This is a genomic window from Nocardioides sp. NPDC127503, assembly GCF_040302165.1.
In the GTDB taxonomy this organism is placed as follows: Bacteria; Actinomycetota; Actinomycetes; order Propionibacteriales; family Nocardioidaceae; genus Nocardioides.
On record NZ_JBEORH010000022.1, the window covers coordinates 1 to 20635 of the forward strand.

General features: G+C 69.0%; 22 protein-coding genes. 19 read left to right on the forward strand and 3 right to left on the reverse strand.

Features of this window, described 5'->3' with window-relative positions; genetic code table 11:
- Positions 1-346: 346 nt before the first annotated feature.
- Complete coding sequence (gene rocD / locus ABTW65_RS29185; RefSeq protein WP_350666662.1) at positions 347-1585, reverse strand: ornithine--oxo-acid transaminase; 1239 nt, start codon at positions 1583-1585, stop codon at positions 347-349.
- 238 nt (positions 1586-1823) lie between these two features.
- On the opposite strand from rocD, the gene ABTW65_RS29190 reads away from it, so the two are divergent.
- The 6 genes from ABTW65_RS29190 to glmM all read left to right on the forward strand — a co-directional run bounded on the left by ABTW65_RS29190 (position 1824) and on the right by glmM (position 6694).
- The gene (locus tag ABTW65_RS29190) at positions 1824-3254 is read left to right on the forward strand and encodes a flagellar hook assembly protein FlgD (RefSeq protein WP_350666664.1); all 1431 of its coding nucleotides are present in this window, start codon (positions 1824-1826) and stop codon (positions 3252-3254) included.
- Positions 3251-3520 (forward strand): hypothetical protein, encoded by a 270-nt coding sequence (locus ABTW65_RS29195; RefSeq protein WP_350666666.1) that lies wholly within the window; start codon positions 3251-3253, stop codon positions 3518-3520. Before ABTW65_RS29190 ends, ABTW65_RS29195 begins: the two co-directional genes overlap by 4 nt.
- 116 nt (positions 3521-3636) lie before the next feature.
- The gene (locus tag ABTW65_RS29200; protein ID WP_350666668.1) at positions 3637-4008 is read left to right on the forward strand and encodes a hypothetical protein; all 372 of its coding nucleotides are present in this window, start codon (positions 3637-3639) and stop codon (positions 4006-4008) included.
- A 267-nt stretch (positions 4009-4275) separates the two neighbouring features.
- Positions 4276-4719 carry a 50S ribosomal protein L13 gene (rplM, locus tag ABTW65_RS29205; protein WP_350666670.1) on the forward strand — a complete coding sequence of 148 codons (444 nt, stop codon included), beginning with the start codon at positions 4276-4278 and terminating at the stop codon, positions 4717-4719.
- 14 nt (positions 4720-4733) lie between these two features.
- Positions 4734-5234 carry a 30S ribosomal protein S9 gene (rpsI, locus tag ABTW65_RS29210; protein WP_350666672.1) on the forward strand — a complete coding sequence of 167 codons (501 nt, stop codon included), beginning with the start codon at positions 4734-4736 and terminating at the stop codon, positions 5232-5234.
- Between the two features lie 104 nt (positions 5235-5338).
- Positions 5339-6694 carry a phosphoglucosamine mutase gene (gene glmM, locus ABTW65_RS29215; protein ID WP_350666674.1) on the forward strand — a complete coding sequence of 452 codons (1356 nt, stop codon included), beginning with the start codon at positions 5339-5341 and terminating at the stop codon, positions 6692-6694.
- A gap of 122 nt (positions 6695-6816) precedes the next feature.
- Here the strand turns inward: glmM and coaA are convergent, their stop codons facing one another.
- Positions 6817-7782: a type I pantothenate kinase gene (gene coaA / locus ABTW65_RS29220; protein WP_350666676.1), complete on the reverse strand. Its 966-nt coding sequence runs from the start codon at positions 7780-7782 to the stop codon at positions 6817-6819.
- A 70-nt stretch (positions 7783-7852) separates the two neighbouring features.
- Here coaA and glmS point away from each other — a divergent pair, with 70 nt between their 5' ends.
- The 10 genes from glmS to tsaD all read left to right on the forward strand — a co-directional run bounded on the left by glmS (position 7853) and on the right by tsaD (position 17772).
- Positions 7853-9697: a glutamine--fructose-6-phosphate transaminase (isomerizing) gene (gene glmS / locus ABTW65_RS29225; RefSeq protein WP_350666678.1), complete on the forward strand. Its 1845-nt coding sequence runs from the start codon at positions 7853-7855 to the stop codon at positions 9695-9697.
- The gene (locus tag ABTW65_RS29230) at positions 9697-10050 is read left to right on the forward strand and encodes a holo-ACP synthase (RefSeq protein ID WP_350666679.1); all 354 of its coding nucleotides are present in this window, start codon (positions 9697-9699) and stop codon (positions 10048-10050) included. The genes glmS and ABTW65_RS29230 overlap by 1 nt, the downstream gene beginning before the upstream one ends.
- Positions 10051-10111: 61 nt before the next feature.
- Positions 10112-11545: a bifunctional ADP-dependent NAD(P)H-hydrate dehydratase/NAD(P)H-hydrate epimerase gene (locus ABTW65_RS29235; protein ID WP_350666680.1), complete on the forward strand. Its 1434-nt coding sequence runs from the start codon at positions 10112-10114 to the stop codon at positions 11543-11545.
- Positions 11546-11565: 20 nt separating this feature from the next.
- Complete coding sequence (gene alr / locus ABTW65_RS29240; protein ID WP_350666682.1) at positions 11566-12750, forward strand: alanine racemase; 1185 nt, start codon at positions 11566-11568, stop codon at positions 12748-12750.
- Positions 12747-13844, forward strand: a complete 1098-nt coding sequence (locus ABTW65_RS29245) for an alpha/beta fold hydrolase (protein ID WP_350666684.1) — start codon at positions 12747-12749, stop codon at positions 13842-13844. The genes alr and ABTW65_RS29245 overlap by 4 nt, the downstream gene beginning before the upstream one ends.
- Entirely contained in the window at positions 13841-14800 is a 960-nt protein-coding gene (gene tsaE / locus ABTW65_RS29250; protein ID WP_350666686.1) for a tRNA (adenosine(37)-N6)-threonylcarbamoyltransferase complex ATPase subunit type 1 TsaE, read from the forward strand. The genes ABTW65_RS29245 and tsaE overlap by 4 nt, the downstream gene beginning before the upstream one ends.
- A gap of 10 nt (positions 14801-14810) precedes the next feature.
- A complete protein-coding gene (tsaB, locus tag ABTW65_RS29255; protein WP_350666688.1) occupies positions 14811-15491 on the forward strand; it encodes a tRNA (adenosine(37)-N6)-threonylcarbamoyltransferase complex dimerization subunit type 1 TsaB in 681 nt (226 codons plus the stop codon).
- Complete coding sequence (rimI, locus tag ABTW65_RS29260) at positions 15488-15934, forward strand: ribosomal protein S18-alanine N-acetyltransferase (RefSeq protein WP_350666690.1); 447 nt, start codon at positions 15488-15490, stop codon at positions 15932-15934. Before tsaB ends, rimI begins: the two co-directional genes overlap by 4 nt.
- 281 nt (positions 15935-16215) lie before the next feature.
- Positions 16216-16539 carry a hypothetical protein gene (locus tag ABTW65_RS29265; RefSeq protein WP_350666692.1) on the forward strand — a complete coding sequence of 108 codons (324 nt, stop codon included), beginning with the start codon at positions 16216-16218 and terminating at the stop codon, positions 16537-16539.
- A gap of 186 nt (positions 16540-16725) precedes the next feature.
- Positions 16726-17772 (forward strand): tRNA (adenosine(37)-N6)-threonylcarbamoyltransferase complex transferase subunit TsaD, encoded by a 1047-nt coding sequence (tsaD, locus tag ABTW65_RS29270; protein WP_350666694.1) that lies wholly within the window; start codon positions 16726-16728, stop codon positions 17770-17772.
- Positions 17773-17775: 3 nt separating this feature from the next.
- Here the strand turns inward: tsaD and ABTW65_RS29275 are convergent, their stop codons facing one another.
- On the reverse strand, positions 17776-18969 hold the full coding sequence (locus tag ABTW65_RS29275; protein WP_350666696.1) for a class I SAM-dependent methyltransferase: 1194 nt from the start codon (positions 18967-18969) through the stop codon (positions 17776-17778).
- Between the two features lie 99 nt (positions 18970-19068).
- On the opposite strand from ABTW65_RS29275, the gene ABTW65_RS29280 reads away from it, so the two are divergent.
- The 3 genes from ABTW65_RS29280 to ABTW65_RS29290 all read left to right on the forward strand — a co-directional run.
- Positions 19069-19710, forward strand: coding sequence for a hypothetical protein (locus tag ABTW65_RS29280; protein WP_350666698.1), 642 nt, complete (start codon positions 19069-19071; stop codon positions 19708-19710).
- Between the two features lie 187 nt (positions 19711-19897).
- Entirely contained in the window at positions 19898-20191 is a 294-nt protein-coding gene (gene groES, locus ABTW65_RS29285) for a co-chaperone GroES (RefSeq protein WP_008362423.1), read from the forward strand.
- Positions 20192-20283: 92 nt separating this feature from the next.
- Positions 20284-20635: TCP-1/cpn60 chaperonin family protein (locus tag ABTW65_RS29290; RefSeq protein ID WP_350666700.1), on the forward strand; the 352-nt coding region annotated here is incomplete at its 3' end.

The window sequence follows — 20635 nt, forward strand, 5'->3', positions numbered from 1 at the left end:
CACACTTTAATAGAAAAGCTTTTAATAGCATTAAATATCGTAACTACAATGCGTTCACTTCACCAATATGTGCTTGTATTTTATCAAAAAATAAACGTTCACGTTTGAGCATATCACGCGCATGTTCAATAATCATTGAACCTTCAGTCGTAGTAATGAGCTGTTTTTTTGTACGAATAAAAATCTCAACTCCAAATGCAGCCTCAATTGCCTTAAACGTTGAGTAACTGCAGGTTGAGAAATATATAGGTCCACCTCGTAAGCGTCTCCGCCGACAGCGCGATCCTGGTGGACCGCGCCGTCGGCGTCGTACGCGACGGGAAGTGGCAGCCGAAGGGCTGAACCGTCAGGCGCTGACGGCCGCCTCGAGCTGGTCGAGGGCCCAGTGGAGGTCGTCCTCGGCGATCACCAGGGGCGGCGCGAGGCGGATGGTGGAGCCGTGGGTGTCCTTGGCGAGTACGCCACGGGCCAGGAGGCGCTCGCAGATCTCGCGACCGCTGGCGATGGCCGGGTCGATGTCGACGCCGGCCCACAGGCCGCGGGAGCGGAAGCCGACGATGCCCTTGCCGACCATCGCCAGGAGACGGTCGCGCAGGACCTGGCCGAGCGCCTCGGCGCGGGCCTGGAACTCGCCGGTCTCGAGCAGGTCGACGACGGCGGTGCCGACGGCGCAGGCGAGCGGGTTGCCGCCGAAGGTGGAGCCGTGCTGGCCGGGGCCGATGACGCCCAGCACGTCGCGGTCGGCGACAACCGCCGAGACCGGGACGATGCCGCCGCCGAGGGCCTTGCCGAGGATGTACATGTCCGGCTTCACGCCGGCGTGGTCGCAGGCGAAGGTGTATCCCGTACGGCCCAGGCCGGCCTGGATCTCATCGGCGGCGAAGAGCACGTTCTCGCGCGTGCAGACCTCGCGCAGCCCGATCAGGAAGTCGTCGGCGGGGATGACGACGCCGGACTCGCCCTGGATCGGCTCGACCAGCACGGCCACCGTGTTGGGGGTGATGGCGGCCTCGATCGCGGCGAGGTCGGCGTAGGGGACCATCACGAAGCCGGGAGCGAACGGGCCGAAGCCGTCGCGCGCGTCGGCGTCGTCGGAGAAGCCGACGATCGTGGTGGTGCGGCCGTGGAAGTTGCCGGCCATCACGATGATCTCGGCCCGGTCGGCAGGAACGCCCTTGACGTCGTAGCCCCACTTGCGGGCGACCTTGATCGCGGTCTCGACCGCCTCGGCGCCGGTGTTCATCGGCAGCACCATGTCCTTGCCGCACATCGCAGCCAGGCGGGCGGTGAACTCGGCGAACTGGTCGTGCACGAACGCACGCGAGGTGAGGGTGACCTTGTCGAGCTGCTCACGGGCCGCGGACAGCAGTGCGGGGTGGCCGTGACCGAAGTTCAGCGCGCTGTAGCCGGCCAGCATGTCGAGGCAGCGGCGACCGTCGACGTCGGTCACCCAGGCGCCCTCGGCGTGGCTGATCACCACCTCGAGGGGGTGGTAGTTGTGCGCGGAGTGCGCCTCGGCGGCCGCGAAGGCGGCGGGGGTCAAGCTGGTCGCAGCGGTGGCCTGAGCCTCGTTGAGCAGGGTCATCGCACTCCTCCATCTGTGGGGCGTTCTCGGTGATCTGAGCCAAGATCATCTGATTGTCAGACAATCCTACGATCAGGCTACGCCAGATGTCTCATCGTTGTCTCCCGGTCGGTAACGCGGCGGTAAATCCCGGTGTCGACGGTGCGTCCGGGGGTATAGGTTTCGTCCGCCCGCCTCGCGTTCTCTGACAGCGAAGCGACCCAGACCGTCTCGGGCAGAAGACTCGGAGGAACCACAGATGCGCATCCGCGCACTGGTGGCGGCTGCTGCCGTCGCCCTGATTGTGCCGGCGGTGCCGGCGTTCGCGACGGAGACGCCGTCGACGACCACGGACCCGTCGGAGACGGCCGCGGCCGACCCGACGGCCACGGCGGATCCGACGGCCACCGTCGACCCCACGACGACGTCGGACCCGACCGCGACGGCCGATCCGACGACCACGGAGACACCCACGCCGACCCCGCCCACCACGACCGAGGCGGCTCCGATCGTCAACGTGGGCGTCTTCATCGATGAAGTCGCGCGCCGTACCGGTGCGTCCCTGTCGGCGCGAGTCGTCGTCTACGACCGGCCCTCGGCAGCGGCCGAGGTCGTCTGGCAGTGGTGGGACGAGTCGTCGGTCGCGGTTGGCGAGCCGTCCCAGCCTGTGGCCCTGATGACGGATGCGCAGTCCGAGGCGCGCATGACGGTCGTGGCACCCTCGGGAGCTGAGGGCCGCTACCGCCTCCACGTACAGGTGACCGCGGCAGCGGACGGTGCGGTCGGGTACGACCTCTCGTCGAACGCCGTCTCGCTCGACAACACCGGCCCGGCGTTCTCCTGGAGCCGCAACCTGACGACGTTCTACCCTGCCAAAGACGGGTATCGAGACCTCTTCAGCGTGACTATCAAGGGCGGCTGGGACCCGGCCACCTACAACGTGCAGGTGCTGAACAGCAGTGGCACCTCCATTCGGACCATCGGTTCCGGCGAACTGACCTGGAGCGGTTCCTCGGACCTCCTCTACTATGCGAAGCCGTCCTGGAACGGTCTGGACAGGTCGGGCGCGCGGGTTTCCGCAGGGACCTACACGATCAAGGCGACCCTGAGCGACAGCGCCGGCAACAGGACCACGAAGATGACCACGGTCGCGGTCTCCTGGAAGAAGCTGACCTGGAAGACCTACTACAAAAAGGTCACCGCCGCGGACGCCTTGGACTACAAGTACGTCGGCTCCTGCTCGGCCCTCAAGGCCCCCGCGCGCAGCGACTGGGCCGAGTCGCGTGGCTTCCGTTCGAACGTCAAGTGCCGGGGCGGGGACACTGCCAAGTCGCGGGTGGTCACCGACAGCGTCACGTGCCTGCCCAGGTCGTTCGACGGGAACTACCGCAACCTCACGATGAAGCACTACGGCGGGCGGCCGAAGGGCTACACCAAGAACGTCTATCTCGTGACCCATGTCTACAGGCCCCAGACCTCCGGCGACTGGACGTTGGCGCAGCGCCACCAGTTCGGAAACTCTGTGCAATGGAAGACCATGGCATCTGTCTCCACGCCGAACGGGCTGATCGCCGACCGCAAGTCCACGAAGTACTGCCCGTCGATCTGGTGGGTCTCCGGTCTCCAGTCGAGCTCGCGCTACGACGTGTGGAAGTACTCGGTCGGCATCCAGTACCGGGTGCTCGCGTGACCACGATCGAGAAGCCCGTCGAGGCGCCGGTGGCTGCCCGGACCTTCAGCCAGAAGGTCCTGATCATCGTCGCCGCTACAGCTCTGCTGTTGGGCCTACTTCTGGGTGGTGCCATCGGTGCCCTGGCCATAGGCGGCGAGGACGCCCCGGAGAAGAAGCCGACGACCGGGCAACCTCAGGAGTCCCGCGAGGGCCCGGGCTCGGGCTCGGCCGAGCTCGACGAGGACGCGTTCGCGCCCGAGGGCGAGATCGGCGCCGAGGAGTAGAAGCACACGCAGACGTACGTCGCGGGGCAGCCGCCCGGCGGCGTACGTCCGTGGTTTTCAGGAGCGCCAAAGGTCCGGCACAGCCGCAACACAGGAAGCCGGCGGACTCTGGAAACATGAGCGACAAGAGTACGGACGACGAGGCTCCGGAGCCGCAAGCCGAGCCGGGGGCCGTGGCGTACGCCCCGCCCACCTACGGCCCTCCGCCTGCTGCTGCCGCACCGAAGAAGAAGCTCGCCGAGCGGGTCTTCGGCTGGAAGAGCGTCGCGGCTGCCGCGGCTGTCGGTCTCGTGCTCGGCGGTGGCGTCGCAGCGGGAGTCGTCGCCGTCGTCGTCGACGGCGGCTCCGACCAGGGCCCGCGGGAGCTGGGCCAGATGCGCGGAGGCGGTCAGCTGCCCGACTTCGGCCATGGCGACGGCGGCCCCGGCGACTTCGGTCGGCCACAGGACCAGTTCGACGGGTGGCCCTTCCAGGGTCAGTCGAGCTGACCAACCCCAAGATCGCGTACGCCGCCCGGCTCCCCGACCGGCGGCGTACGTCTTGATTTGTCTCTGCCGTGCGGGGGCTCGTAACCTTGTGAGGTCGTGACTCCTGCCGCGTCCTGATCATTTCGCACGGTCAGGGACGCAGATCCGGATGACTGCCGCTGGGGCCACCCAGCGGACAGGGCAAGCCGGGCCGTGTTCGTCAGAAGCCACGCAGCACCATCCCGGTGCGCATCCGTGCGCCGGGTCCAACGAACTAAGAAGGCACACGTGCGTACTTACGCTCCCAAGCCGGGCGACATCGAGCGCGCCTGGCTCGTGATCGACGCGGCCGACGTCCGTCTCGGCCGCCTCGCTGTCCAGGCCGCTGAGCTCCTCCGCGGCAAGCACAAGGCGATCTTCGCGCCCAACGCGGACACCGGCGACTTCGTCATCATCATCAACGCCGAGAAGGTCTCCCTCTCCGGCAACAAGGCCAAGACCAAGCTGGCTTACCGCCACTCCGGCTACCCGGGTGGTCTGACCGCGACCCCGATCGGCGAGATCCTCGAGAAGGACGCCCGCAAGGCGATCGAGACCGCTGTGTGGGGCATGCTGCCGAAGAACAAGCTCGGCCGCCAGATGCTCAAGAAGCTCAAGGTCTACTCCGGTCCGACGCACCCGCACGCCGCGCAGCAGGCCGTTCCGTTCGAGATCAAGCAGATCGCCCAGTGAGCCAGGACCAGGACATGACTGAGAACACCGTAGAGGTCGAGGAGACCTTCGAGACCGACGAGCAGGGCCTCGCGTACACCTCCGAGAGCTCCCCGTCCGCCGACACCCCCGAGCGTCCGGCGACCATCGCCCCGGCCGCCGCCACCGGCCGCCGCAAGGAGTCCGTGGCCCGCGTCCGGATCGTCCCGGGCACCGGCTCGTGGACCATCAACGGTCGCACCATCGAGGACTACTTCCCCAACAAGCTGCACCAGCAGATCGCGAACGAGCCGTTCGCTGCGCTGCAGCTCGAGGGCCGCTTCGACGTGATCGCCCGCATCGACGGCGGCGGCATCGCCGGCCAGGCCGGCGCGCTGCGTCTCGGCGTGGCCCGCTCGCTCAACATCGTTGACGAAGTGGCCAACCGCGCGACCCTGAAGAAGGCCGGTCTGCTGACCCGCGACGCCCGCGTCGTGGAGCGGAAGAAGGCTGGTCTCAAGAAGGCCCGCAAGGCCTCGCAGTTCAGCAAGCGCTGATCGCCCTGGCGATCGCCTAGCATTGTTGGGGTGCCTCGGCTCGCCGAGGCACCCCAACGCACTTTTCGGGCGGGGGCCGACGTACGAAAGAAGGTCACACGGACGTGGCACGCCTTTTCGGCACTGACGGAGTTCGCGGTCTCGCGAATGGTGAGATCCTCACCGCCTCGCTCGCCCAGAACCTGGCGACCTCGGCGGCACTGGTCCTGACCGAGGAGCTGCGTGACTCCGGCAGCGGACGCAAGCCGCTGGCTGTGGTCGGCAACGACTCGCGCGTCTCCGGGCAGTTCCTGCAGGCGACGGTGGCCGGCGGCCTGGCCTCGGCCGGCTGCGACGTGATCGACGTCGGCGTGCTGCCGACGCCTGGGGTCGCCTACCTCACCGCGGCCCTCCAGGCCGACCTCGGCGTGGTCATCTCGGCCTCGCACAACCCGATGCCCGACAACGGCATCAAGTTCCTCCAGCGCGGCGGGCACAAGCTCGACGACGTGCTCGAGGACCGGATCGAGGCACACCTCGACGAGCCCTGGGACCGCCCCACCGGCGCGTCGGTGGGCCGGATCTCCTCCCACGAGAACCCCGTGGAGACGTACGCAGCCCACCTGATCTCCACGCTGGAGCGGCGCCTCGACGGGCTGACCGTCGTCGTCGACTGCGCCAACGGCGCGGCCGCTGCCGCGGGCCCGCTGGCCCTGGACCAGGCCGGCGCGAAGGTGATCGCGATCAACGACGTCAACGACGGTCTCTCGATCAACGACGGGGTCGGTTCGACCCACCCGGAGATGCTCCAGAAGGCGGTCGTCGAGCACGGCGCCGACGTCGGTTTCGCCTGGGACGGCGACGCCGACCGTTGCCTGGCCGTCGACGGTGAGGGCAACCTCGTCGACGGCGACCAGCTCATCGCGATCCTCGCCCTCGGGCTCCACGACGCCGGCCGGCTCCCGGACGACACCGTGGTCGTCACCGTGATGAGCAACCTCGGGTTCGTCAAGGCGATGGACGCCGCGGGCGTCCACGTGAAGCAGACCGCCGTGGGCGACCGCTACGTGCTCGAGGAGATGCGCCGGGGCGGCTACGCCATCGGTGGCGAGCAGTCCGGCCACATCATCATGAGCGAGCACGCCACCACCGGCGACGGCATCCTCACCGCGCTGCACGTCCTGCAGCGGATGTCCCTCACCGGGCGCACCCTCGCCGACCTCGCCTCCGTCGTCACCCGCCTCCCGCAGGTCCTGCTCAACGTCAAGGGCGTCGACAAGGCGCGCTGCAAGACCGACGACGGCCTCCTCGAGGCCGTCGCCACCGAGGAGAAGGCCCTCGCCGGCTCCGGGCGGATCCTGCTGCGTCCGTCGGGCACCGAGAACCTCGTACGCGTCATGGTCGAGGCCCCCACGCACCACGAGGCCGAGGCTTGCGCCGAGCGGCTCGCCGACGTCGTACGTGCGCGGCTCGCTCTCTGATCATTCGTCACTCTGGCCACAGGAATACCCGGTTAACAGGGTATTCCTGCACTTCTCTGGCAATGCAACACCCATTAAGTGCAGGGATACCCGGTTAACCGGGTATCCCAACCACGCCGACCCTAGATCTTCCGCAGGCGTACGTAGCGGACGGAGTGGTCGCGGTCCTTGCGGAGGACGAGGGTGGCGCGGGAGCGGGTGGGGAGGACGTTCTCGCGGAGGTTGGGGCCGTTGATCTCGTTCCAGATCTCGGTGGCGCGGGTGATGGCCTCGTCGTGGCTCAGGGCCGCGTATTTCGTGAAGTAGGACGACGGGTCGCGGAAGGCGGTCTCGCGCAGCCGCAGGAACCGCTCGACGTACCACTGCTTGATGTCGCGCGAGTCGGCGTCGACGAAGACGGAGAAGTCGAAGAAGTCCGAGAGGGCGAGGGAGATGGTGCCGTCGGCGCGGACCCGCGAGGGCTGCAGGACGTTGAGGCCCTCGAGGATGACGATGTCGGGCTTCTTGACCAGCACGGTCTGGTCGGTGACGTCGTAGGTCAGGTGTGAGTAGATCGGCGCGCGCACCTCGTCCTCACCCGACTTGAGGTCGACGAGGAAGCGGAGCAGGGCCTTGCGGTCGTACGACTCCGGGAAGCCCTTGCGCTCCATCAGCCCGCGACGCGCGAGCTCGGCGTTGGGGTAGAGGAACCCGTCGGTGGTGACGAGGGCGACGTTGGGGTGCTCGGGCCAGTGGGCGAGCATCTGCTGGAGCACACGAGCCGTGGTCGACTTGCCGACCGCGACGGATCCGGCGACCCCGATGACGAACGGCGTACGCTCCGGCATCGTCTTGCCGAGGAACAGCTCCTGCTGGTCGTGGAGCTTGTCCGAGGCGCTCACGTAGAGGCTCAGCAGCCGGCTCAGCGGCAGGTAGACCTCCTCGACCTCCTTGAGGTCGATCTGGTCGCCCAGGCCCCGCAGCGACTCGATCTCTGCCTCGGTCAGCGGACTCTCGGTCTCGGTCGCGAGCTCGGCCCACGCGCTACGGTCGAGCTCGACGTAGGGCGAGGAGCCGCGGTCATCGCCGTGTGGCCCGGGGTGTGACATGGCAACGATTGTTACGCACATGCGCCGCCGCTTCCTGCTGGGGTCCACGAGAGCCGTAGGATCATCGGCCATGTGCGGCATCGTTGGGTACGTCGGAGACCGGTCGGCGCAGGACGTCGTGATCGATGGCTTGCGGCGGTTGGAGTACCGCGGCTATGACTCGGCGGGGATCGCTCTGATCACCGCCGATGGGCTGGCGGTGGACAAGAGAGCCGGCAAGCTCGCCAACCTGGAGAAGGCGATCGCGGACACGCCGCTGCCGGCGTCGACCACCGGGATCGGCCACACCCGCTGGGCGACCCACGGCGGCCCGACCGACGGCAACGCCCACCCGCATGTCGGCCGCACCAGCCGCGTCGCGGTCGTGCACAACGGCATCATCGAGAACTTCGCCGAGCTGCGGGCCTCGCTGGAGACCGACGGACACGAGTTCACCTCGCAGACCGACACCGAGGTGGCCGCCCACCTGCTCGAGCGTGAGGTCGTCGGCGGGGCCGACCTGACCATCGCGATGCAGAAGGTCTGCTCGATCCTCGATGGTGCGTTCACCTTCGTCGCGATCGACGCCCAGGACCCGTCCCGGGTCGTCGCCGCCCGGCGCAACAGCCCGCTCGTGGTCGGGCTGGGCGAGGGCGAGTCGTTCCTCGGCTCCGACGTCGCCGCCTTCATCGAGCACACCCGCGAGGCGATGGAGCTCGACCAGGACCAGGTCGTCACCATCACCCGCGAGGGCGCGACCGTCACCAACTTCGACGGCACCCCCGCCGAGGGCCGCCGCTTCCACGTCGACTGGGACCTGGCCGCCGCCGAGAAGGACGGCCACGACTGGTTCATGCGCAAGGAGATCCTCGAGCAGCCTCGTGCTGTTGCCGACTCGCTGCTGGGGCGGCGTACGCCTTCGGGGTCTCTGCACCTCGACGAGATGCGGCTCGACGACGACGAGCTGCGCGAGGTCACCAAGATCATCATCATCGCCGCGGGGACGTCGTTCTACGCGGGGATGGTGGCGAAGTACGCCATCGAGCACTGGTGCCGGATCTCGGTCGAGGTCGAGCTGGCCTCCGAGTTCCGCTACCGCGACCCGATCCTCGACAACTCCACCCTGGTGGTGGCGATCTCGCAGTCCGGCGAGACCGCCGACACGCTGCAGGCGATCCGGCACGCGCGCTCGCAGCGCTCGAAGGTGCTGGCGATCTGCAACACCAACGGCTCCACGATCCCGCGGGAGTCCGACGCGGTCATCTACACCCACGCCGGCCCGGAGATCGGGGTCGCCTCGACCAAGGGGTACGTCACCCAGCTGGTCGCCTGCTACCTGCTCGCGCTCTACCTCGCCCAGGTCAAGGGCACCATGTACGGCGACGAGATCGACGGCGTGATGACCCAGCTCGAGGCGATGCCCGCGGCGGTCGAGAAGGTGCTGGAGACGGCCCCGCAGGTCTACGACCTGGCGCGTGAATACGCCGACCGCCGCGCGTTCCTGTTCCTGGGCCGCCATGCCGGCTACCCGGTGGCGCTGGAGGGTGCGCTCAAGCTCAAGGAGCTCGCCTACCTGCACGCCGAGGGGTTCGCCGCCGGCGAGCTCAAGCACGGTCCGATCGCGCTGGTCGAGGAGGGTCTGCCGATCTGGTGCATCGTGCCGCCGCGCGGCCGCGACTTCCTGCACGACAAGATGCGCTCCGGGATCATGGAGGTGCGCGCCCGCGGCGCCCGCACCATCGCCCTGGTCGAGGAGGGCGACGACTCGGTCGACTCGGTCTCCGACACGATCATCCGGCTGCCCAAGGTGCCGGTGCTCCTGCAGCCCCTCGTCGCGGTCGTACCGATGCAGCTCTTCGCCTGCCAGCTCGCCACCGAGCTCGGCTACGACGTCGACCAGCCGCGCAACCTCGCCAAGTCCGTCACGGTCGAGTGATGGCGGTCCTCGGAGTCGGCATCGACGTCTGCGACCTGGAGCGCTTCGAGGAGTCGCTGGAGCGTACGCCGCGGCTGCGGGAGCGGCTGTTCACGCCTGCGGAGGCGGTGAAGCCGATGGCCTCGCTGGCCGCCCGGTTCGCCGCCAAGGAGGCGCTCGCCAAGGCGCTCGGCGCTCCGCAGGGGATGGAGTGGCACGACGCGGAGGTGATCTCGGAGTCCTCAGGACAGCCGCGGTTCGAGCTGCGCGGCACGGTGCTGGCGCAGGCCACGAAGCTCGGCGTCGCAACCGTCCACCTCTCGCTCTCCCACGACGCCGGGATCGCCTCGGCGATGGTCGTCCTGGAGGACTGACGGGGCTTGTTGGAGCCCTTCGGCCCAGCCCCGCCAGCGCATTGGCGCGTAGGCTAAGACCATGCGGCGTGCGCACTCGGTTGAGCAGGTCAGAGCGGCAGAGAAGGCCCAGATGGCGAGCCTGCCGGAAGGGGCTCTGATGCAGCGTGCGGCAGCGGGCCTGGCCTATGCGGTCATCGGACACCTTCGCGGGCGGGGTCTCGGCGGGGCCTACGGGAAGCGAGTCGTCCTGCTTGTCGGGAGCGGGGACAACGGCGGAGACGCGTTGTACGCCGGTGCGCTGCTCGCGCGTCGAGGGGCGCGGGTCGAGGCGTGGTTGCTGTCGGATCGGGCGCACGCGGGTGGGGTCGCGGCCCTGAGGGCGGCGGGAGGGCACTGTGTTGGTCTCGACACGCCTCCGCCTAGCGGCTCCGGCGGCTCGACCAGCGGTGCTTTCGATGTCGTCGTCGATGGGATCGTCGGGATCGGGGGAAAGCCCGGGCTGAGGCCGGATGCCGAGGCGGCGCTGGCGCTGCTCGCCGGGATCCCGGTCGTCTCGGTCGATACGCCGAGCGGGGTCTGCGTCGACACCGGTGAGGTCGACGGGGCTCACGTGACCGCCGACCTGACGGTCACCTTCGGGACGTACAAGCCGTGCCATCTGCTCGATCCGGCCGCTTCGGCCTGCGGGAAGGTGGAGCTGGTCGACATCGGCCTCGATCTGCCGGCCCCGGTCATCGAGAGCCTCGAGGCCGCCGATGTGGCCGCCCTGATGCCGCGACCCGCGCCCGACGTGCACAAATACAGCCGCGGCGTGGTCGGTCTGCGGGTCGGCAGCGCCACCTATCCGGGCGCGGCGCTCCTGGCCGTCTCCGGCGCGAACACCGGACTGGCCGGCATGGTCCGCTACGTCGGGACCGCCTCGGAGTGGGTCAAGCGGCACAACCCGGAGGTCGTCGGCGACGGCCAGGCACAGGCCTGGGTGGTCGGCTCCGGCAGCGCCGACGGCGCCAACAGCGCGCTCGCGTTCGCCCGGGCGAGCGGCGTACCTCTGGTCATCGACGCCGACAGCCTCCGCCCGCTGACCGGGCCGCTCGGGGTGCCCGCGATTCTGACTCCGCACGCGGGTGAGCTCGCGACGCTGATCCGGGAGGATCGCGGCGACGTCGAGGCACGTCCGCTGCACTACGCACGGCTCGCGGCCCAGCGGTTCGACGCGGTGGTGCTGCTCAAGGGGCGGCGTACCACGATCGCCTCGCCCGACCCCGACGCGCCCGTGCGGGTCAACACGACGGGCACCTCCTGGCTGGCCACCGCCGGCTCGGGGGACGTGCTGGGCGGACTGATCGGCTCGCTCCTCGCCGCCGGTCTCGCCCCCATCGACGCCGCCTCGGCCGGCGCCTGGCTGCACGGTGCGGCCGCCACTCTCGCCAGCGCTGGCGGGCCGGTCACGGCGAGCGGCGTCGCCGCCGCGATACCTGCCGTTATCCGGTCCCTTCCTGCTGTCTCCAGTTAGCACGAACTATCCTTGACACCATGTCACCGAGCCCAGCGCCTCGGGCTCCGCTTCGGCGAGCCGAGATCGTCATCGACCTTGCCGCGATCCGGCACAACGTCTCGCGGCTGCGGGAGCACCTGCGTACGCCGATCATGACGGTGGTCAAGGCCGACGGCTACGGGCACGGCCTGGTCGAGGCCGGGCGGGCCGCCCGCGAGGGCGGCGCGGACTGGCTCGGTGTGGCGTCGGCCGACGAGGCGCTCGCGCTGCGCGCGGCCGGCGACGAGGGGCGGTTGCTGGCCTGGCTGATCATGCCGAGCGAGCCCGTCGAGGAGCTCGTGGCCGCGGACATCGACATCACCGCCTACACCGTCGCCGACCTGGAGAAGTTCGCTGCCGCGGGCGACGACTTGGGCCGTACGCCGCGGGTGCAGCTCAAGGTCGACACCGGACTCTCCCGGGGCGGCGCGGCTTTCGCCGACTGGTCGAACCTGGTCGCGTTGGCCCGCATCCTGGAGGCCGAGGGAGCGATCCGGGTCACCGGGATCTGGTCGCACTTCAGCGCCAGCGAGAACACCGCCGACCCGGCCAGCGCCCTCCAGGAGAAGGTCTTCGGCGAGGCGCTCGCCGTCGCCGAGGAGGCCGGCCTCCGCCCGGAGGTACGCCATCTCGCCAACTCCGCGGGAGCGCTCCTGCGCCCCAGTGCGCGGCTCGACCTGGTGCGGGTCGGGATCGCGACGTACGGCATCGACCCGGCGCCCGGCGTCGAGGGATCGCCGTGGGCCGAGCTCGGACTCGTCCCCGCGATGACCGTGCGGGCCGAACTGGCGCTCGTGAAGCCGATCGAGGCCGGTGCGGGCGTCTCGTACAACCACACCTGGGTGGCCGAGGAGCCGACGACGGTGGGGCTGATCCCGGTCGGCTACGCCGAGGGCATCCAGCGTAGTGTCGGGAATCGCGCCGAGGTGTGGGTCGACGGAGCCCGATACCCCGTGCGCGGCACCATCTGCATGGACCAGATCGTCGTCGATCTCGGGGATGCTTCGGTCGAACGCGGTGCCGAGGTGCTCCTGTGGGGCACCGGTGCCGATGGCGAGCCGACCGCCCAGGACTGGGCCGAGGCGAGCGGGACCATCGCCTACGAGGTCGTCACCAGAATCGGAGGACGGATGAAGCGGCGTTACGTCGACACCGAGCAGGCCGAACAGGGAGACGACAGATGAGCAGCATCGCAGCACGGATCGGCCAGATCGCGGCGGGGACCCTGGGGGCGGCGGCGGTCGCTGCCGCGGCCCGCGGCGCGGTGGTGGTCAGGAAGCGCCGCCGCGCGATAGAGGAACGGCCCGAGGACCGGACCCCGCTCGGTACGCTGCGGTCCTGCCCGGTCACCGTGGTGACCTCCGACGGCGTACCTCTTCATGTCGAGGTCGACGAGGTCGACCCGGCCCACTCGCACCCCGGCGGGGCGAGCGGGGTGACGCTCGTCTTCGTGCACGGCTACTGCCTCAACCTCGACTGCTGGCACTTCCAGCGCGCCGCCTACCGGGGCCTGGTGCGGTCGGTCTTCTACGACCAGCGCAGCCACGGCCGCAGCGGCCGCTCCTCGCTCGGCAACGCCACCATCGACCAGCTCGGCGACGACCTGCTCCGGGTGCTGGACGCGGTCGTGCCGGAGGGGCCGGTGATCCTGGTCGGCCACTCGATGGGCGGGATGACGATCGCCGCGCTCGCCGAGGACCACCCCGAGCTGTTCGCGCCGTACAACGAGGGTGGCCGCATCATCGGCGCCGCCCTGATCTCGACGACGGCCGGTGGTCTCGACCCGAGCCGGCTGCTGATCCCGGTACTTCCGGCCAAGCTGTCCGGGGGGATCGCCAACAGCACCATGCGGACGCTGGCCAGGGGGCACGGGATCGTCGACCGGTTCCGCGCCATGGGGTCCTCGGTGGCGACCGTCTTCACCGACGTTTTCGCCTTCGGGGACGAGGTGCCCGAGGCATACGTCGACTTCGTCGACGGCCTGCTCTCGCAGACGCCGTTCGAGGTGGTCGCGGAGTTCTTCCCGAGCTTCCGGAGCCTGGACAAGTTCGCGTCGATCACCATGCTCGGCAGGGTGCCGACCACGATCATCTGCGGCACCGACGACCGGCTCACCTCGATCGGCCACAGCCGCAAGCTGCACTCCTACATCCCGGGCTCCCGGCTGGTCGAGTGCGAGAAGGCCGGACACATGGTCATCCTCGAGCGGCACGGTCAGGTCAACGCCGAGCTCGACCAGCTGCTCGCCTCGGCCACCCGGGATGCGGCTTCGGCATGACGCTCGTCTTCGAGCGGGTCGGGCCGGAGGCTGCGACCGAGGTGCTCGGTATCGTCCGGGCGGCCTTCTCGGCCCGCCCGCCGCTGGATCCGCCCGCGGATGCGCTGGGCGAGACCGAGGGGTCGATGAAGGAACGCCTCTCCGGCTTCGGTGGCGTGGTGGCGCGGTTGGACGGGGTCGGTGTCGGGACTGTCCTGATGGATCCCGCAAACTCGACCCTGTGGCTGCGGCGTTTCGCTGTTCTGCCTGATCAGCAGGGTCATGGGGTGGCGCACAAGATGGTGACGTACGCCGCCGGGGTCGCGCGTGCTGAGGGTTTCGGCGATCTCGCGGTGATCGCTCGCGAGGAGCTGCCAGAGACGTTGCGGTTCTGGGAGCGGCAAGGCTTCCGAAGACAGCACAGCCGGGAGATCTCCCGTGAGTCTCCCGCGGTGCGGCTCCATCGTCCGCTGAACGAGTACGTCGTCGAGGCGCTCGACGCCGACGTCATGTTCGAGCTCGGTCGGCGGGTGGCCGGCCTGGTCGCCGCCGGTGACGTACTCGTCCTCTCCGGCGGCCTCGGCGCCGGCAAGACCACCTTCACCAAAGGCCTCGGGGCGGGGCTAGGGGTGCGTGGCGAGATCACCTCGCCGACCTTCGTGATTGCCCGTGTGCATCCCTCCACCGTCGGAGGCCCGGAGCTCGTCCACGTCGACGCCTATCGGCTCGGCGGGATCGAGGAGCTCGACGACCTCGACCTGGACACCGATCTCGACGACGCGGTGACCGTCGTGGAGTGGGGCGAGGGCCTGGCCGAAGGGCTCTCCGAGTCGCGGCTGGAGATCCGGATCGTACGTGCCGAGGCCGACGAGGCTCCGCTGGATCTGGTCGAGGCGCCCGACGGCGCGGATCCTCGGCGTGTGGAGATCGTCCCGGTCGGGGACCGCTGGCGCGGCGTGGACCTCAGCGCGCTCTAGGGTGTGAGTTGTGCTTCTCGCCTTTGACACCGCCACGCCCCAGGTGACTGTGGCGCTCCACGATGGCGACGACGTCGTCGCCGAGGTCGTCTCCGACCGCACCATGAAGCATGGTGAGCAGCTCGCGCCGCTGATCTCCGACGTCCTCGCGGAGGCCGGGATCGTACGCCAGGATCTGACCGCCATCGCCGTCGGCGCCGGCCCCGGGCCATTCACCGGCCTGCGGGTCGGATTGGTCACCGCCCGGACGCTCGGTTTCGCGCTGGAGATCCCGGTCTATGCGGCCTGCACGCTGGACGTGCTGGCGGTGGAGGCCGTGGTCTCGACAAGCTCGACCACCAAGGACATCGGGGGTGGGTTCTTCGTGGCGACGGATGCGCGGCGCAAGGAGGTCTACCTGGCCTCCTACGACTCCGAGGGCGTACGCCTCGAGGGCCCTGTCGTCGCCCGCCCCGCCGAGGTCGCCACCTCGGCGCCGGTCGTCGGGGAGGGTGCGCTGCTCTATCCCGACGCGTTCCCGACGCCGCTCGGTCCGGTGCGGCCGTCCGCCGGCTGGCTGGCCCGGGCGGTGGCCGAGGAGCAGGTCGAGCTGATGGATCCTGAGCCGCTCTACCTGCGCCGGCCTGATGCGGTGGAGCAGGCTGCCCAGAAAAAGGTTCAGCAGAAGGTTCAGAAGAAGGTCTCTCAGTGAACGTACGCCCGGCCGGCCCGGACGACGTCGACGCGATCGCCGCCCTCGAGCTCGAGGCGTTTCCCGACGACGCCTGGACGCCCGAGTACCTGCAGGTGGCGATCGACGGGAAGATGCCGACCGTCCGGATCCTCGTCGCTGTCGATGATGCTGGAACGATCGTCGGCCATGCGCTGGTGAGCGTCGTCTACGAGATCGCCGAGCTCCAGCGGATCGCGACCGCCGAGGAGCAGCGCCGTCGCGGGATCGGTGGGTCGCTCCTCGCCGCGTCGATCGACCTCGCTCGGAGCGAGGGAGCCGAGCGACTTCTCCTTGAGGTGCGTGAGGGCAACGTCGGGGCCATCGAGTTCTACCGCCAAGCCGGGTTCGTCGAGATCGACCGCCGGGAGCGCTACTACCGCGACGGGGCGACGGGGATCGTCCTGGCCATGGAGCTCGCCTGAGTCCGCTAGGTCGATGTGGGCAGCTGTGGATAACTTTCGGCGGAGATTTCCGATCCATGATCTTCTGCCGCCATGGTTCAATTCGCTACAGATTCGAACGCACGGGAAGCGGGCCTGGGGCTGGCACGTGCCATCGCCCTGCACGGGCTACGGACGCCATCTCTGAAGCAGATCGGCGAAACGATGGCGCCAGTGTCCCTACAGTTCATCGATGGCTCGGCGGTGGCAAAGGGAAGCTCGCTTGGGTGGCGGGGGCGTATCTGGGCGTCATCCTCGACGTCATGCGTGACCGCTCGGGTGCCAGGGGTGCGGCAGGTTTCATGCCCTGCGGGGGCAACGAGGTGCTCCCGATCAGGACGCTCCTGGCATTCGAGGAGATCGGCCGTTCCGACGACTCCGTTGCGGAGCAGGTCGCCGAGGCATGGCGAGAGCTGCACTTGATTCTCGGCCATGCGATGCGGCGACCGGACGTCGTGCGCGAGGCAGTGATCTTACGTGGGCTTTGGGTGAGCATCTGCGACGGTCACGCCCCCATGGATCTTGATAAAGCTTCTCGGATCTGGGTCGACGCGGTCGAATCTGGAAACCAACCTGGCAGCGTGTGAAAGAAATCTTTCTTTCACGGGGAAGGACCTTTGTGCTCGACGCGATGACGGGCTGCAGCGGGACTGCAGCGTCCCCTCGGGTGCGTGACCTCTACGTGTGAAAGAAAAGTTTCTTTCACCGGAAGAGACAGTGCCTCCACCGGACCGATTCAAGGAGACCCGACGGTGACACGGCAGAATGCACCTATGGCCGATGAACCGCTAGTGCTCGGGATCGAGACGTCGTGCGATGAGACGGGGATCGGGGTGGTGCGCGGGCACACGCTCCTAGCAGACGCGGTGGCGAGCAGCGTCGAGGAGCACGCCCGGTTCGGCGGGGTCGTGCCGGAGGTCGCCAGCCGGGCGCACCTGGAGGCGATGGTGCCGACGATCGAGCGTGCCTGCCAGGAGTCGGGCATCAAGCTCCACGACGTCGACGCGGTCGCCGTCACCTCGGGACCGGGCCTCGCTGGTGCCCTGCTGGTCGGCGTGGCGGCGGCCAAGGCGCTCGCCCTCGGGCTCGGCAAGCCGATCTACGGGGTCAACCACCTGGCTTCCCACGTCGCGGTCGACCAGCTGCAGCACGGCCCGCTTCCCGAGTCGTGCGTCGCCATGCTCGTCTCCGGCGGCCACTCAAGCCTGCTCAAGGTCACCGACATCACCGAGGGCGTCGACCCGATGGGGGCGACCATCGACGATGCCGCGGGCGAGGCCTTTGACAAGGTCGCCCGTCTGCTCGGCCTCGGCTTTCCCGGCGGCCCGGTGATCGACCGGACCGCGACGTCGGGCAGCTCGATCGCGATCGACTTCCCCCGCGGGCTCAGCAGCCGCCGCGATCTGGAGCGACACCGTTTCGACTTCTCCTTCTCCGGCCTCAAGACCGCGGTAGCCCGCTGGATCGAGGCCAAGGAGCGCAGTGGCGAACCCGTCCCGGTTGCCGATGTGGCCGCCAGCTTCCAGGAGGCCGTGGTCGACATCCTGGTCCGAAAGGCCCTCGACGCGGCCTCCTCAGAAGGCATCGAGGACATCATCATCGGCGGCGGGGTCGCGGCCAACAGCCGGCTCCGGGTGCTCGCCGAGGAGCGCGCCGCCAAGCTCGGCATCCGCGTCCGGGTCCCACGCCCGGGCCTGTGCACCGACAACGGCGCGATGGTGGCGGCTCTGGGGGCGGAGATGGTGGCCAGGGGACGTACGCCTTCGGCGCTGGATCTCCCGGCTGACTCCTCCCAGCCGATCACCACCGTCCTGGTCTGAGCCTCAGAACGGTCGCACCAACAGACACGTCCCCTCGCCCGCAACCCGGGTGAGCACGATCGTGGCCTCCTCGGAGCCGGACAGCGCGAGCCGCTTGCGGAGCTGCTCGGGGACGACCTGTACGCCGCGCTTCTTGATCGTGAGCTTCCCGATCCCGCGCTCGCGCAGCGCCGCCTTGAGGTGCTTCTCCCGGTAGGGGAGCTCCTCGAGCACCTGATACCCACGGGCGAACGGTGTCTCGAAGGAGGCGGAGGAGGCGACGTACGCGATGTGTTCGTCGACCAGATGACCCTGCACCCCGGCGGCGACGGCGGTGACCAGCCCGGCGCGGATCACGGCCCCGTCCGGCTCGTAGAGGAACTCGGCGACCGGGCCGACCTCGGCGCCGGGGTCGTCCTCGGAGGTGAGGGTCGCCAGGCCGCGCTCGCCGATCACGGTGGCCCGCCGGTGCGTGCTGGCGAGCGAGCCCGACCACAGTGCGGCCTCCTTGACCTCGCCGCGGTCGCTGACCCATTCGGCTTCGACCTTGTCGGGTACGAGGTCGTGCGGGATCCCGGGCGCGACCTTGACGCACGCATCGCGCGCGAAGAGCGTCTCGACCCACGACCACGGCGGCGTCCATCCCTCCGCGGAGAAGACCCGGCCCTTGGCGCCGCGGCGTGCCGGATCGGCGTACGCGACATCGAAGGGGGAATGGTCGACACCCGTCGCGTCGGCGACGGTGACAGCACCTGGCAGCCCGAGGGCGTCGAGGTTCGCCTGGGCGACGGCGACCCGCTCCGGATCGTTGTCGACCCCGGCGGCGGTGAGCCCGGCGCGCGAGGAGGCGATCAGGTCGCCGCCGATCCCGCAGCCCAGGTCGATGACGCTCGCCGCGTCGAAGGCACGCAGCCGCGCCGCCCGGTGATGGGCGACGGCGAGGCGGGTGGCCTGCTCGAGGCCGTCTGGGGTGAAGTACATCCTCGGCGCCAGGTCGCCGAACTTGGCGGCCGCCTTCCGGCGCAGGTCGACCTGCGTCATCGCCGCGGCTACGCGCTCGGCCGACTCGTCCTTGCGCAGCGCCGTCTGCACCGCCAAGGCTGGATCCTTGCCGTCCCCTCTGCCATCGATTGGCACCGACGCCGTCATCTCCGTAGCCCGCGCCAGCAGCCGCTGCCCGTCATCGGTGAGCAACCAGGAGAAGGCGTCGAGGTCCATGCGACCGATCCTCTCAGGCCAGTTTCCGGTCCGGGCAAACTCCATTACCCCACCGGGTGTTTGTGATCTAGGATCCGCCGGGTGCGTAGATCCCCCCGCATGACCTCTCTGACTCCTCTGGCCGCCTCGGCGGCCGCGGCTGTCATCACCCTGCTGTCACTGTTGCTCGCCGCGCCGGCCTCGGCCGACACCGCGACTCCCGTGGGCAAGTGCTCCTCCGGGGACCGCTCCTACTCGTCGGTGGGCGCCGCCTCCGTCACCGCCACGGCCCCCGAGGGCTACCGGATCGCGTCCTTCTGCGTGGTCGGCCGCGGCAACGCGGGCGCGGAGACGCACACCCTGTCCACGCCGCAGAGGAGCACGGTCGTCGCGCACAGCTCCGGCAAGCAGCTGGAGAGCTACTCGGTGACGTACGTGCAGATCCCGGTCGCGAGCGTGCCCGAAGCGGCCGAGGAGACGAAGAAGGAGAAGGAAGAGGCGAAGGCGGAACGTACGCCGACGGCTGAGGAGTCGGAGCCGGAACCGAGCCGCTCGGCCCCTGCCGAGAAGTCGGCCGCCCCGGGGGAGACCACGCTGCTGCCGTCCCAGCTGAGCGACGGGGAGAAGCTCCAGATCACCACCTTCGAGGAGAAGGACGACAGCGAGGATCGCTGGTCGTTCCTGGTGGTCGGCGGAATCATCGTCGTCGGTCTGCTCGCCGGCGCGATCGCGCTGATGGTGAGGATCCCTGGACAGCGATAGACCAGCCTTGCTGGCACTCATTGCAGCCGAGTGCTAACGTCTGCACTGGCACTCTCCCCCTGAGTGTGCCAGCGCTTGCGAGCCGGGTGCGACCCCCGCGACGGCGTACGTGGCAGATCGCAAGCACAGACGTAGCAACACCCACCGAAGTCTGACTCCGTAGAAAAGAAATGGGGAGGTCGACACAGTGTCGGTCAACATCAAGCCTCTTGAGGACCGGATCGTCGTCAAGGCCGTCGAGGCCGAGCAGACCACCGCCTCCGGTCTGGTCATCCCGGACACCGCCAAGGAGAAGCCCCAGGAGGGCGAGGTCCTGGCGCTCGGCCCGGGTCGCATCGACGACAAGGGCAACCGCGTTCCGCTCGACGTCGCCGTGGGCGACAAGGTCATCTACAGCAAGTACGGCGGCACCGAGGTGAAGTACGCCGGCGAGGAGTACCTCATCCTCTCGGCTCGCGACATCCTCGCGGTCATCGCCTGACGTCATCCGTCTCGCATCAACGCGGCCGGGCCGACGGGGTTTATAAGTCCTGGGGCCCCGGCCGCGTTCTGCGTACTAGGGAGTAAATACTAATGCCGAAGATCCTGGAGTTCGACGAGAACGCCCGCCGCGCCCTCGAGCGTGGCGTCGACGCACTCGCCAACGCCGTCAAGGTGACGCTGGGCCCCAAGGGCCGCTACGTCGTCCTCGACAAGAAGTGGGGCGCTCCGACCATCACCAACGACGGTGTCACCGTCGCGCGTGAGATCGAGCTGGACGACCCGTTCGAGAACCTTGGTGCTCAGCTCACCAAGGAGGTTGCGACCAAGACCAACGACATCGCTGGTGACGGTACGACCACTGCGACCGTCCTCGCCCAGGCGATGGTCCACGAGGGTCTGCGCGCGGTTGCCGCCGGCGCGAACCCGATGAGCCTCAAGCGCG